This is a genomic window from Stenotrophomonas sp. ATs4, assembly GCF_051861585.1.
GTDB lineage: Bacteria > Pseudomonadota > Gammaproteobacteria > Xanthomonadales > Xanthomonadaceae > Stenotrophomonas > Stenotrophomonas maltophilia_AS.
On the sequence record NZ_JBLYPK010000013.1, the window covers coordinates 59,352 to 73,330 of the forward strand.

Here is a 13,979-nt window from a genome sequence, read left to right on the forward strand (position 1 = left end):
AGTCCGGCTGGGCGCACCGCAAATGATATGTTATATCTTAATGCTACCTTGTTGTTACTGCATCGCATGCCTTCTTCCCCCTCCCCCCGCCTGGCCTCCATCGACCAGCTGCGCGGCACTGTGATGCTGTTGATGTTGCTCGACCACGTGCGCGAGACGTTCTTCCTGCAGTACCAGGTGAGCGACCCGATGGATGCATCCACGGTCTCGCCGGCCCTGTTCGCCTGCCGCCTGCTGGCGCATCTGTGCGCGCCGGCCTTCGTGCTGCTCACCGGTCTGTCGGCCTGGCTGTACGGTCAGCGCCAGGCGGATCCGCGCCGGGCCACCGCCGCGTTCCTGCTCAAGCGCGGCCTGTTCCTGGTCGTGCTGGAACTGACCCTGGTGAACTTCGCCTGGACCTTCCAGTTTCCACCGGACACGGTGTACCTGCAGGTGATCTGGGCCATCGGCCTGAGCATGATCGCGCTGGCCGGCCTGCTGTGGCTGCCGCGCCCGGCGCTGGCAGTGCTGGCGGTGCTGCTGGTGGCCGGCCACAACCTGTTCGACGGCGTTCGCGTGGAAGGCAATGGCCTGTTGGCGGTGCTGTGGAAGGTGCTGCACCAGCGCGACTGGATCGAGGCCGGCGTGCTGCGCCTGCGCACCTCCTACCCGGTGCTGCCGTGGATAGGGGTGATCGCCCTGGGCTACCTGATGGGACCGTGGTTCGCCCGCGAGCGCGACCCGGCGCAGCGCCAGCGTTGGCTGCTGTGGGCAGGCGTCGGCGCGCTGGTCCTGTTCGCCCTGCTGCGCTTCGCCAACCAGTATGGCGACGCACCCTGGCAGTACCAGCAGACCACGCTGCGCACCTGGATGAGCGTGTTCAACATCACCAAGTACCCGCCGTCGCTGCAGTTCCTGCTGTTGACCCTGGGCGTGGGCCTGCTGTTGTTGCGCCTGTACGAATGGCCGCCCCTGGCGCGTGCGCTGCGACCGTTGGCCGATATCGGTGCGGCGCCGATGTTCTTCTACCTGCTGCATCTGTACGTGTTGAAGGGGCTGTACCTGGGCGCGCTGGCGATCTGGGGGCCGACGCACGGCGACCTGTACGCACTGGATTCGGTGGCCGGCCTGCTGCTGGTGGCCTGTGCGCTGGCGGTGGTGCTGTACCCGCCGACGCGGGCGTTTGCGCGGTTCAAGGCACGGCGACGCGATCTTGCGTGGTTGCGGTATCTGTAGGAGGCCATCTGGGCGGCCATCCACGCACGACGTGGATCTACTGAAAGCGGGCGCGCGCCTATAATTCCGCGATGAATTCCACCGCTATCGCTTCCGACGACTTCCTGGGCCATCCCAAGGGCGTCTACGTCTGCTTCTTCACCGAAATGTGGGAGCGCTTCTCCTTCTACGGCATGAAGGCGCTGCTGCTGCTCTATCTCACCAAGTACCACCTGTTCGGCGACAAGGCCGGGCTCGACCTGCTCGGTGCCTATGGCGGCCTGGTGTACTGCATCCCCGTGTTCGGCGGCATGTTGGCAGACCGCTGGCTGGGCATGCGCCGGGCGGTGCTGTTCGGCGGCATCCTGCTGGTGCTCGGCCATCTGGGCATGGCCTTCGAGGGGCACGCCGCGTACCGGGTGAACGGCGAAGTGGTGCGCGACACCTCCGCACTGGCGGTGACCTACCTGTCACTGGCGCTGATCATCATGGGCGTCGGTTTCCTGAAGCCGAACATCTCCACCATCGTCGGCAAGCTCTACCCCAAGGACGACCCGCGCCGCGACTCGGGCTTCTCGCTGTTCTACGCCGGCATCAACCTCGGCGCGCTGTTCTCTTCGCTGGTGTGCGGCTTCCTCGGCGAGGCCTATGGCTGGAAGTACGGTTTCGGCGCCGCCGGTATCGGCATGCTGGCCGGCCTGGCGATGTTCCTGTGGGGCCAGAAGTACCTGCAGGGCCACGCCGAAGCGCCGCAACCGGCGGCGTTGAAGCAGAAGGTGCTGGGCCTGCCGCGCGAATGGCTCATCTATCTGTGCGCGGTGCTCGGTGTGCTGCCGGTGGCGTGGCTGATGTGGGCCGCAGGCAATGGTGCGTTCGCGCTGGGCGGTGAAATCAGCCTGGCACTGATGCTGATGCTGCTGGTGCTGGGTGGCGTGCTGGTCTGGTTCGCCTGGTTCACCGGCAGCAAGTGCACGCCGGTGCAGCGCCAGCAGATGATCGCGCTGATGGTGTTGATCTTCATGGCGCTGGTGTTCTTCACCATGTACGAGCAGTCCTACGGCTCGTGGGTGACCTTCACCGACCGCCTGCTGACCAAGGACATCGTGCCCTCGCTGGTGATCACCGGCGGTACCCCGCTGCCGTGGTCGATCATCTCGCTGCTGCTGGCGCCGCTGGGCTTCGTGGTCAGCGCGCGACTGTCCGAACGCCGCCCCGGATCGAACGCACCGCGTGCGTTCTTCATCGCCATCGTCGCGCTGATGCTGGTGCTGCTGGTACGCGATTGCCTGGTGATCCCGCAGACCGCCGGTTCGCTGACCTACCTGGGCGGCCTGTTCCTGGTGCTGCTGGCGCCGGCCTTCGCCGCGCTTTGGACGTGGATGGACCGCCGTGGCTGGGAGCCGGGCAAGCCGGTGAAGTCGGCCTGGGGCCTGGTGATCGGCGCGCTGTCGTTCGTGCCGCTGGCGCTGGCCGCACAGCAGGTGGGCGCCACCGGCGAGATGGCCAGCGTGTGGTGGCTGGTGCTGGCCTACTTCCTGCTGGCCAGCGGCGAGATGTGCCTGTCGCCGGTCGGCCTGTCGGCAGTGACCCAGCTGGCCGTGCCACGGGTGATGAGCCTGATGATGGGCACCTGGTTCCTGGCCACGGCATTCTCGGAAACGTTGGCGGCCCTGTTCGGCAAGTTGGCCGCGATCGAGGTGCCGGAAGGCGAATCGCTGGACATGGTGGCCGCCGCTGGTGCCTATGCGCACCTGTTCTGGCTGCTGATGTGGATCGGCCTGGGCTGTGCGGTGCTGGCCTTCATTGCCGCACCGCTGCTGAAGCGGATGATGCACGGGGTGAAGTAGCCCGCCCCGCAGGCGGATATCGAGGGCGGCGGACAGAGCATCCGCCGCCCTTCACGTCAGGGCGCCTTGTCCTTGCCGGCCGCAGGTGCGGTCGTCGCGGTCTTGCCACCCAGGCTGCGCGAGAGGAACGCCAGCAGCTTGCCGTAGTACTCGCTGCGATGTGCCTCGGTGTAGAAACCGTGGCCTTCGGTCTTGTAGTACAGGCTTTCCACCGGCGTACCGGCACGCTTGAGTGCCGCTTCCATGCGCTCGGTGTGCAGGATCGGTGCGCGCTTGTCTTCGCCACCCGCTGCGAGGAACACCGGCACCTTGATCCGTTCGGCCAGGTTCACCGGCGACACCGCACCCAGCTTGGCCGGATCACCCAGCCATTCGCGCAGGTAGGTCACGCCTGAACCGCGGTCCTGGATATCACCACGGGTGTACATCATCGGCAGGTCGTAGACACCGACATAGCCGGCCGCGCACTGGTACAACCCTGGCTCGCGGGCGGCGCCCATCATCGCCGAGTAGGCCCCGTAGCTGGCGCCGTAAATGCAGATGCGACGGCCATCGGCAATGCCTTCTGCGATGGCCCAGCGGGTGGCATCGGTGACATCGTCCTGCATCGCCGCGCCCCACTGCTGCGCACCGGCCTGGGTGTGCGCGCGGCCGTAGTTGCCAGAGCCACGGAAGTTGACCTGCAGCACGGCGTAACCGGCGGCGGCCAGCATCTGCGTCTCGCGGTCGTACTCGCCCGAATCGAAGATGTCGAAGGGCCCGCCGTGCGGCATCACCACCATCGGCAGGTTGCGCCCGTCGCTGCCGGCCGGCACGGTCAGGAAACCATGCAGCGGCAGCCCGTCGCGAGCCTTCAATGCAACCGGGCGCACGCTGGCACTACGGTCTACATCGATCCACTCACTGCGGCTGATCAGGTGCTCGGCCTTGCGTGCCACCGTGTCGTACAGATAGAAGTCGCCAGGGTTCGTGCCCGACCAGGTCTCCACCAGGACAACGCGACCGTCGCGGGTACTGGATGTGATGTAGACCGCGCTGCCGAACGCCGCCTCCAGGCTGCGGTACAGGCGCGCATCGGCTGAACTGTCGTCGAAGAAGCGGGTCCGCGGCTTGTCCCCCAGGTACAGCGCGCCCACGGGCACATGGGTCCCGGGTCGGTGGATGATCCGGTACGGATTGACCACCTCGTCGCGCAGCAGGGTGGCGCGCTCGCCGGTCTGCGGATTCCAGCTGACGATCGCGTTGGGCCCTTGCGCTTGCTCGACATTGAGATAGGCCAGGCCGTCACCAGCGGAGAAGCCAATGGCCGTTTCGATGCGCTTGCTGACCGCTTCGTCGTTGATCAGCTTCCAGTTGTCGCCGGAGCGCTCACGGAAGTAGAGCTTGTTGACGTTGTCACTGCCGGCGCCGTGCACGAAGCGGACTTCGCCGGCACCGTCAGTGGTGAACTCCCCACGCCGTACCGGCGACGACGCCACCCTCGAGCGGCGGCCGCTGGTCACATCCATCCGATCGACGCGGGTGAAAGGGTCTTCGGCAAGTGGCCACACGGTCACCAGCACATTGCGCTCGTCGCCCGGCAGATCGTCAGCAAGGAAGGCGGCGACAGCCTCCACCTTCTTCGGCTGGATCAGGGTGCCTGGGCCCTTGCTCTCCACCCGGTAGCCCACCAGCAGCTCACCGCGGTTGCCGTTGGCGTTGATCGCGTAGAGCTCTCCAGTGGGATTGGGCTGATCAAGCGAACCCCACTTCTGCGCCAGGCCGATCAGCAGTCGTTCGTCGCTGACCCAGTCGAACTGGTAGGCGTGATTCTTGTCCGGCGGCCGGAAATTGCCGACCATCTGCTTGTCCTTCAGGCGCAGCACCACGATCGCGGTGGCGTCCTCCAGCGGCACGGTCGCCGCTACGTATTCGCCTGCCGGTGAAATTTTGATGTCGGTGAAGGCCTCCTGCCGCACGTACTGCGACAGATCCACCGCACCTACGTTGCCCATGGCAACGCACCCCAGAGCGGCCAGTGCGGCCGCCAACGTCGTCCTGCGCATCCTTCCCCCTGCTCCTCGGACACCTTGTCCTGATTGCCGATTCTAGGCAGGCCTCCGCATTTCCCGCCAGAGGCCAATGGGCCAGATCCAGAAAAGACAACGGCACCGTTGCCGGTGCCGTTGTTGCCACTACCTTGGAGAGAGAGTCAGGACGTGGGTTCGGGGGGCGTGCGCCGGGTCAATGGACCCCGCGCACCGCCAGAGTGAGGGCCAGGATGCTGAGGATCACGGCGATGGTGCCATCGAGCACGCGCCAGGTACTGGGCTTGGTGAACAGCGGCGCCAGCAGGCGTGCGCCCAGGCCCTGCGCGGTCAGCCACATGCAGCTGGCGGTAACCACGCCGGCGGCGAAGGCCATGCGGGCGTTGCCGAAGTTTTCGGCAATCGAGCCGATCACCATCATGTCCAGCCAGAAGTGCGGGTTGATCAGCGAGAAGCCGACCGCGGCCATCAGCACCGCACGGCGGCTGCCGTCGTCGCTGTCAGCCTCGCCCATGCCGCCGCCACCGGCGATCGCCCGACGTGCCGACTTCATCGCGTACCAGGCCAGGAACGCCACGCCGGTCCAGAGGACGGCGGTGGTCAGCCACGGCAGCGCCGAGGTGAGCGTGCGCAGGCCGGCCACGCTGGCGAAGATGAAGATCGCATCGATGGCCGCGCAGGTGGCGACCACCGGCACGATGTGCTTGCGCAGGATGCCCTGGCGCAGAATGAAGGCGCTCTGGGCCCCGACCACGGCGAACAGGCCGATGCCGGTGGCTGCACCAGAGAACCAGGCACCGAGGCCGGTGCTGGCGGAGATGACCGAGAACATGGGATTCACTGCCTTTACTTGCTTGGGGGACGGTGCCTCGCGAAGGCGGACAGCACCGGAACAGGCGCCATTGTCGCGCCGCAACATGAAAAAGACGAGCTAAACTTACTAAACCAACATTAGCGGAACTTAATTCGATGCGCATCGACCATGCCCAGCTGCGCGCCTTGGCTGCGGTGATCCGCGAAGGCAGCTTCGACCGCGCCGCGCAGTCGCTCAATGTCACGCCCTCGGCTATCTCGCAGCGGGTCAAGGCGCTGGAGGATCGGGTGGGCCGCCTGCTGGTCAAGCGCGGCACCCCGGCCACCGCCACTGCCGAGGGCCAGGTACTGGTCCAGCTGGCCGAGCAGACCGCCCTGCTCGAACACGACGCGCTGCACCGGATGGGCCTGGCCGACGAGGACCTGCCCCAGGCCAGTATTCCGGTGGCGGTGAACCACGACAGCCTGGAAACGTGGTTCCCGCAGGCCGCCTCGCAGTTCGCACAGAGCACCGGCACCACGCTGGACCTGCGCGTGGAGGACCAGGACCACACCGTCGAACTGCTGCGCCAGGGCACCGTGCTGGGCGCGGTGACCACGCTGGACGAGCCTGTGCAGGGCTGCCAGATCCATGCGCTGGGCAGCATCCGCTACGCCGCCACCTGCACCCCGGAGTTCCGCGAGCGCCACTTTGCCAAGGGTGTAACCGCGCAGGCGCTGGCACTTGCGCCGGTGCTGGTGTTCAACCGCAAGGACGAAATGCAGTCGCGCTTCGCCCGGCGCATGGCCGGCGACGACCTGCCCAGCACCGCGCCGACCTGGTGGATTCCCTCCACCCGCGCGTTCGTGCAGGCCAACCTGGGTGGCATGGGCTGGACCATGAACCCGCTGCCGCTGGTCAAGCGGCATCTGGATGCTGGCCGCCTGGTCTATGTGCGGCAGCGCGCGTGGGAAGACGTGCCGCTGTACTGGCAGCACTGGAAGGGCGACGTGCAGACCATGGCGCTGCTGACCCGCGCGGTGCTGGATGCCTCCTCGGCGCTGATCCGGCGCAAGCGCTGAAAGGGGGACGGAGGGGATTAAGTCGTTTAAGGCCCAAACGACATCCGGGGCAAAGACGACTTAATCCCCTCCGTCCCCTTTTTGCTCCATCGGATCTCCACGCAACCTCCACACCGGGTCCATGCGTGATGCGGATACTGGCGGGCCAATCACTACAAGGATGTCCGGTATGCCGATAGCCGTGCGGGATGCCCGCCCCGAGGATGCCGCCGCCTGCATCGACCTGCGCGGACGCACCCGTGAGAACGCCTTCAGTGCCGCGCAGTTGGCGGAACTGGGCATTACCGGGGACAGTTGGGCGGCCGGCATCGCCCGGGGCGATTCGATCGGTCGCATCGCCTGGGAAGGCGAACGCATGGCCGGCTACTGCTTCGCCGACCGCGACGGTGGCGAGATACTGGTGCTGGCCCTGTTGCCGGACTACGAAGGCCGCGGCATCGGTCGCCAGCTGCTGCAGGAGGTGGTCAGCCTGACCCGCGATGCCGGCCACCAACGGCTGTTCCTGGCCTGTTCGGCCGATCCGCGTTCTCGCTCCCATGGCTTCTACCGGCGCCTGGGCTGGCGCCCGACCGGCGAAATTGATGAGGCCGGCGACGAGATTCTTGAGCTGGTCTGATTGAAGGCGTCGCCAGGCATGGCCTGGCGCTACTGGAGCTGAGGTCGCCGGGTATGGCTGGCGCTACTACAGCTGCGATCGCCAGAGCGGACCCGGGCCCGCCGCCCCGGTGACGGGGCCGCGAAACGTCGGATGCTGCGTTGCATCAAAAACGGACCAGATCCGGTTAGAATCGCGGATGGATGGCGCAAGGCGTTGTTTCTTCACGCCCTTTCCCTGCCCCACGCGCATCCTGACCCCCTCCCCTCCGCCAACGATCCCGCCCCCATGAAGAAATTTGGCAAGGTTCTGCTCGCCCTGCTCGTGCTGCTGTTGCTGGCCGCCGCACTGTTCCTGTACTGGCCGCTGACCAAGCGCTCGGTGCCCGCCGCCAGCAATGACAAGCCTGTCGACGTTGTGCTGGTCGGCGCCGGCATCATGAGCATCACCCTGGCCACCTACCTGCAGGAACTGCAGCCGGACTGGAACATCCAGGTCTATGAACGCCTCGACGGCGTGGCCGGTGAAAGCTCCGACGGCTGGAACAATGCCGGTACCGGCCACTCGGCCTTTGCCGAACTGAACTACACCCCGGAACTGCCCGATGGCAGCATCGAGACCAAGCGCGCGGTCGGCATCGCCGAATCGTTCGAGGTCTCGCGCCAGTTCTGGTCGCACCAGGTAAAGGAAGGCCGGCTGAGCCAGCCCAGCGATTTCATCAACCCGACGCCGCACATGAGCTTCGTCTGGGGTGATGACAACATCGCCTACCTGCACAAGCGCCAGCAGGCCCTGGTCAAGAACCCGCTGTTCTACGGCATGCAGTACTCCGAGGATCCCAAGCAGATCCAGCAGTGGGCACCACTGCTGATGGAAGGCCGTGATCCGAAGCAGAAGGTCGCCGCGACCTGGATGCCGCTCGGCACCGACGTCAACTTCGGTGTGATCACCCGCCAGCTGACCACCGGCCTGCAGCGCAGCCCGAACTTCAACCTGCACCTGAACCATGAAGTGAGCGCGCTGCGGCAGAACGCCGACAAGAGCTGGAACGTGACGGTGAAGGACCTGAAGGCCGGCACCGAGACCACTACCCACACCCGCTTCGTGTTCATCGGTGCCGGTGGCGCCGCGCTGAAGCTGCTGCAGATGTCCGGCATTCCGGAATCGAAGGACTACGCCGGCTTCCCGGTCGGTGGCCAGTTCCTCGCCTTCCAGGGCCCGGACGTGACCTCGCGCCACAGCGTGAAGGCTTACGGCATGGCCGAGACCGGTTCGCCGCCGATGTCGGTGCCGCACCTGGATGCGCGCAAGCTGGACGGCAAGCCGGTGGTCCTGTTTGGACCGTTCGCGCTGTACAGCACCAAGTTCCTCAAGCACGGCTCGTGGTGGGACCTGTACTCGTCGGTGAACCACAACAACGTCGGCCCGATGCTGGAAGTGGGCAAGGACAACCTGGACCTGGTGCAGTACCTGATGGGCCAGGCGCGCCTGAACGATGCCGACCGCCAGGCCGAGCTGGTCAAGTACTTCCCCAATGCCAAGCCGGGTGACTGGAAGCTGGTCACCGCCGGCCAGCGCGTGCAGATCATCAAGCGCGATCCGCTGAAGGGCCCGGTGCTGCAGTTCGGTACCGAGATCGTGACCGACAAGGACCACACCATTGCCGCCCTGCTCGGTGCCTCGCCGGGTGCGTCGACCTCGCCGCCGATCATGCTGGACCTGATGGCCAAGGCCTTCCCGGACCAGATGAAGGCCGGCTGGGAAACCCGCCTGCGCGAGATCGTGCCGTCGTACGGGCGCAAGCTCAACGACAACGCCGCGCTGGTCAACGAGATCCGTACGCTGACCAGTCAGACCCTGCGCCTGCCGTACCTGGAGGTACCGGTGGATGCGAACGCGACGTCGCCCGCTCCGGCTGCGGTTCCGGCAGCGGTGCCGGCACCGGCCAAGGAGAAGCGCAACGCCAACGAGGAACTGCAGGCGCTGTAAGCCTGCGCGCTCCTTGCGATGCAGATGGACGGCCACCTTCGGGTGGCCGTTTGTTTTTGTGGGGGGGCGGGTCGGATCCCTCCCGCACGAGAGGGCTCTGACCCGCTCTCAGGAGGCCGCAACGGGGTCAGAGCCCATTGTCCAGGGCAATGGGATCCGGCCCCGCTCAACCACTCCTCAGCGCCGGAAAGCCGATGCCCAGTGACGCGAATTGTAATGTTGTTAAGAATTATTTACATTTGCGTCCTGCGCAGTGACCGCGCGCCTACCAGATGGACCTGATGTGCCCGAAGCCGCCGCCCCGGGTGCTGGACGACTGTTGCCGCCCTTCCCCGCTTACAAGCCTCGAGCCCACCATGTCCCTGCCCCTCCGTAATCGCCTGCCCCGCCGCGCGCTGCTGCCGGCTGCCCTGCTTTCGTCACTGACCCTGCTGGCCACGCCCAGCGCCTTCGCTGCCGCTGATGGCGCTGCCGATGCCAAGACCCTGGACCGGGTGAGCGTGCGCGCCGAGCAGTCGGCACCGCCGGCCAGCACCACGCGCCTGCCGATCACCCTGCAGGAAACCCCGCAGTCCGCCACCGCGATCAGTCTGAAGCGCCTGCAGGACGAATCGCTGTTCAGCATCAACGATGTGTTGCGCAACGTCACCGGCGTCAGCGTGTCCTTCTATGACACGCAGCGCCCGCTGTACTACGCGCGCGGCTTTGCCATCACCGACTTCCAGGTCGATGGCATCCCGACCTACAGCGGCTCCACCAACCAGGAATACGACACCGCCTTCTACGACCGCATCGAAGTGATCCGCGGCGCCAACGGCCTGCTCAGCGGCGCCGGCGTGCCCTCGGCCACGGTCAACCTGCTGCGCAAGCGTCCGGGCAAGGAGTTCGATGCATCGTTCTCGGTCAGTGCCGGCAGCTGGGACTACCGCCGCATGGAAGCCGACGTGACCGCACCGCTGACTGCCGACGGTCGCTTCCGTAGCCGCGTGGTCGCTGCCTATACCGATCGTGGGCTCTATTACGACCGCTACGACGAGAACAAGATGGCCGGCATGGCGGTGCTGGAAGGCGATGTCACCGACAGCACCACCGTCACCCTCGGCTACCAGAGCCAGGACAACAACCCGACCGGCTCAACCTGGGGTACGGTGCCGTTCTTCGACAACCAAGGCAATTTCGCGCACCTGCCGCGCTCGACCAACCTGTCGCCGAAGTGGAGCTACTGGAAGCGCGAGAGCAATACCGCCTTCGCCAACCTGGAACAGCGCTTCGGTGACAACTGGCTGCTGAAGATCAACACGGCCTATACCCGCGGCAACGTGCAGAACGTACGTCTGTACGGCACCGGCAACCCGGACCCGGTCACCGGTTCGGGCATCTACCTGCGTGCCGCCGCCGGTGACTCGAAGGACACCCGTCGCAACGTCGATGCCTATCTGACCGGCAGCTTCCCTCTGTTCGGCCGTGACCACGACGTGACCCTCGGCGCACAGTGGTCGGACCTGGAAGGCACCACCAACACCCTGGCGCTGAACTACCCGAACGACTGGGCACGCTGCGGCGGCGATCGCTGCTACTACATCCCCAACGTGCACGCCTGGAACGGCGACATTTCCGAGGTGACCTACCGCCGTACCGGCGCGCGCCGCGTCGCCAAGACCACGCAGAGCGGCGTCTACCTGGCGACCCGCCTGCGCCTGGCCGATCCGCTGTCGTTGATTGCCGGCGCGCGCCTGAGCCGCTGGGAAACCCTCAGCCGTTCGTACAACGCGGCAGGTGCCTACACCGCTACCAGTGGCGCATACAAGGTGAGCGATGAAATCACCCCGTATGTGGGCCTGGTCTACGACATCACCCCGAACGTGTCCGCCTACGCCAGCTACACCGAGATCTTCAATCCGCAGAACTTCAAGGACCGCAACGAGAACCTGCTGGCACCGGTGCAGGGTTCGAACCTGGAAGCGGGCATCAAGACGCAGTGGCTGGATGGCCGCCTGACCGCCAATGCCGCCGTGTTCGAGGCCAAGCAGGACAACTACGCGGTGCGCGACATGGGCGTGCCGGAAGGTTCGCTGAGCGATGGCACCTCCGCCTACGTCGGCGTCAACGGCACCAAGGCGCGTGGCTGGGAAATGGACGTCAACGGCGAGATCCTGCCGGGCTGGACGGTCAATGCCGGCTACACCCACGTCAAGGTGACCCGCGCGGCGACCGACCTGCTGTACGCCAATCCGCCCAAGGATCTGTTGCAGCTCAACACGCAGCTGCAGCTGCGCGGCGCGCTGGAACGCCTGAGCATTGGCGGTGGCGTGCAGTGGCAGAGCAAGGTGCAGGGTTACAACATCGAGTACCCGTTGGGGGGCACGGTGACGGTGAACCAGCCGGCCTACATGCTGGTGCAGTTCAACGCCAACTACCGCATCAGCGACAGCTGGACCGCAACGTTGAGCGTGCGCAACGCGCTGGACAAGACCTACTGGGCGAACCTGGACTACAACAACTACGGCGAGCCGCGCTTCGTGTCGGCCAGCCTACGCTGGAAGTTCTGAGCAACTGGAAACGGTCATGACCGGGGTCGGATCCCTTTCCGCAGGGAAGGGCTCCGACCCCAGGCACTGAGAAAGGGCCCGCCTCTGCGCGGGCCCTTCTTTTGGGTGGGTGCAGACCGTTGGTCGGCACGCCAGGCACCATCCACGCATGGCGTGGCTCTACTGAATGCGCAGGGCGGCCAGATTTGCTGCACTGCAGGTTGCAACCCCCTTCATAATTATGCCGTAATTATTTCAACGCCAATCGGAAGCAGGTTGATGAACCCGAGCTGGGACACGTTGGAACGCGACCGCCGGGCGCGCTTGGAGCGCGCCGCGCCCTGGGCCCGCAGCCACGAGGTCGCCGCCGCCGATGTCGGCGCGCTTCTGCACGCACTGCTGGAGCCAGGCGACAAGGTCTGCCTGGAAGGCAACAACCAGAAGCAGGCCGACTTCCTCGCCCAGGCACTGGCCGACCTCGACCCGGCCCGGGTCCACGACCTGCACATGGTGCAGTCGGTGCTGTCCCTGCCCTCGCACCTGGATGTGTTCGAGCGTGGCATCGCCTCGAAGCTGGATTTCTCGTTCTCAGGCCCGCAATCGGTGCGGCTGGCCAATCTGGTGGCCGAAGGGCGCATCCAGATCGGTGCCATCCACACCTACCTGGAACTGTTCGGCCGCTACTTCATCGACCTGACCCCGCGCGTCGCACTGGTTGCCGCGCAGGCCGCCGACCGAAACGGCAACCTCTATACCGGCCCCAACACCGAAGACACCCCGGTGATCGTCGAGGCCACCGCCTTCGGTGGCGGCATCGTCATCGCCCAGGTCAACGAAATCGTCGACACCCTCCCCCGCGTCGATATCCCCGCTGACTGGGTCAACTTCGTGGTACAGGCGCCGAAGCCGAACCACATCGAACCACTGTTCACCCGCGACCCGGCGCAGATCTCAGAGATCCAGGTGCTGATGGCGATGATGGCCATCAAGGGCATCTACGCCGAGTACGGCGTGAACCGCCTCAACCATGGCATCGGCTTCGATACAGCGGCCATCGAACTGCTGCTGCCGACCTACGCTGAATCGCTGGGGCTGAAGGGAAAGATCTGCCAGCACTGGGCGCTCAATCCGCACCCGGCGCTGATTCCGGCGATCGAATCGGGCTTCGTCAAATCGGTGCATTCGTTCGGTTCGGAACTGGGCATGGAGAAGTACATCGCCGCACGAAGCGATGTGTTCTTCACCGGCGCCGATGGTTCGATGCGCTCCAACCGTGCGTTCTCGCAGACCGCCGGCCTGTATGCGTGCGACATGTTCATCGGCTCCACGCTGCAGATCGACCTGCAGGGCAACAGCTCCACCGCCACCCGCGACCGCATCGCCGGCTTCGGTGGCGCGCCGAACATGGGTTCCGATGCACGCGGCCGCCGCCACGCCAGCGACGCCTGGATCAAGGCCGGGCAGCAGGCCGCACGCCCCGGCGAAATGCCGCGCGGACGCAAGCTGGTGGTGCAGATGGTGGAAACCTTTCGCGAACACATGGCGCCGGCCTTCGTCGATCGCCTCGATGCCTGGGACCTGGCCGAGCGCGCGGACATGCCGCTGCCGCCGGTGATGATCTACGGCGACGATGTCAGCCATGTGCTGACCGAAGAAGGCATCGCCAACCTGCTTTTGTGCCGCAGCCCTGAGGAGCGCGAACAGGCGATCCGCGGCGTGGCCGGCTATACCGCCGTGGGCATGGGCCGCGACCGCGCGGTGGTGGAAAACCTGCGCGACCGCGGCGTGATCCGCCGTCCCGATGACCTTGGTATCTCCGTGCGCGATGCCAGCCGTGACCTGCTGGCAGCGCGTTCGGTGAAGGACCTGGTGCGCTGGTCAGGTGGCCTGTACGACCCACCCAAACGCTTCCGCAACTGGTAAG

9 protein-coding genes are annotated in these 13,979 nt (G+C 65.9%); 7 read left to right on the forward strand and 2 right to left on the reverse strand.

The window, feature by feature from the left end:
- Positions 1–66 precede the first annotated feature (66 nt).
- Positions 67–1,215 carry a DUF1624 domain-containing protein gene (locus ABR323_RS19880; RefSeq protein ID WP_439450535.1) on the forward strand — a complete coding sequence of 383 codons (1,149 nt, stop codon included), beginning with the start codon at positions 67–69 and terminating at the stop codon, positions 1,213–1,215.
- A gap of 71 nt (positions 1,216–1,286) precedes the next feature.
- Positions 1,287–3,041, forward strand: coding sequence for a peptide MFS transporter (locus tag ABR323_RS19885; RefSeq protein WP_439450536.1), 1,755 nt, complete (start codon positions 1,287–1,289; stop codon positions 3,039–3,041).
- 56 nt (positions 3,042–3,097) lie between these two features.
- Here ABR323_RS19885 and ABR323_RS19890 read toward each other — a convergent pair whose 3' ends face one another.
- Entirely contained in the window at positions 3,098–5,086 is a 1,989-nt protein-coding gene (locus tag ABR323_RS19890; protein WP_439450537.1) for an alpha/beta hydrolase family protein, read from the reverse strand.
- A gap of 178 nt (positions 5,087–5,264) precedes the next feature.
- Positions 5,265–5,900, reverse strand: a complete 636-nt coding sequence (locus tag ABR323_RS19895; protein ID WP_308309163.1) for a LysE/ArgO family amino acid transporter — start codon at positions 5,898–5,900, stop codon at positions 5,265–5,267.
- Between the two features lie 137 nt (positions 5,901–6,037).
- Here ABR323_RS19895 and ABR323_RS19900 point away from each other — a divergent pair, with 137 nt between their 5' ends.
- The 5 genes from ABR323_RS19900 (at position 6,038) to mdcA (ending at position 13,978) form a co-directional block, all read left to right on the forward strand.
- The gene (locus tag ABR323_RS19900) at positions 6,038–6,943 is read left to right on the forward strand and encodes a LysR family transcriptional regulator ArgP (protein ID WP_135272702.1); all 906 of its coding nucleotides are present in this window, start codon (positions 6,038–6,040) and stop codon (positions 6,941–6,943) included.
- Between the two features lie 169 nt (positions 6,944–7,112).
- Complete coding sequence (locus ABR323_RS19905; RefSeq protein ID WP_439450538.1) at positions 7,113–7,559, forward strand: GNAT family N-acetyltransferase; 447 nt, start codon at positions 7,113–7,115, stop codon at positions 7,557–7,559.
- A gap of 267 nt (positions 7,560–7,826) precedes the next feature.
- Positions 7,827–9,527 carry a malate dehydrogenase (quinone) gene (gene mqo / locus ABR323_RS19910; protein WP_439450539.1) on the forward strand — a complete coding sequence of 567 codons (1,701 nt, stop codon included), beginning with the start codon at positions 7,827–7,829 and terminating at the stop codon, positions 9,525–9,527.
- Between the two features lie 356 nt (positions 9,528–9,883).
- Positions 9,884–12,076, forward strand: a complete 2,193-nt coding sequence (locus ABR323_RS19915; RefSeq protein WP_439450540.1) for a TonB-dependent siderophore receptor — start codon at positions 9,884–9,886, stop codon at positions 12,074–12,076.
- A gap of 258 nt (positions 12,077–12,334) precedes the next feature.
- Positions 12,335–13,978 (forward strand): malonate decarboxylase subunit alpha, encoded by a 1,644-nt coding sequence (gene mdcA, locus ABR323_RS19920; protein WP_439450541.1) that lies wholly within the window; start codon positions 12,335–12,337, stop codon positions 13,976–13,978.
- Position 13,979: the final 1 nt, after the last annotated feature.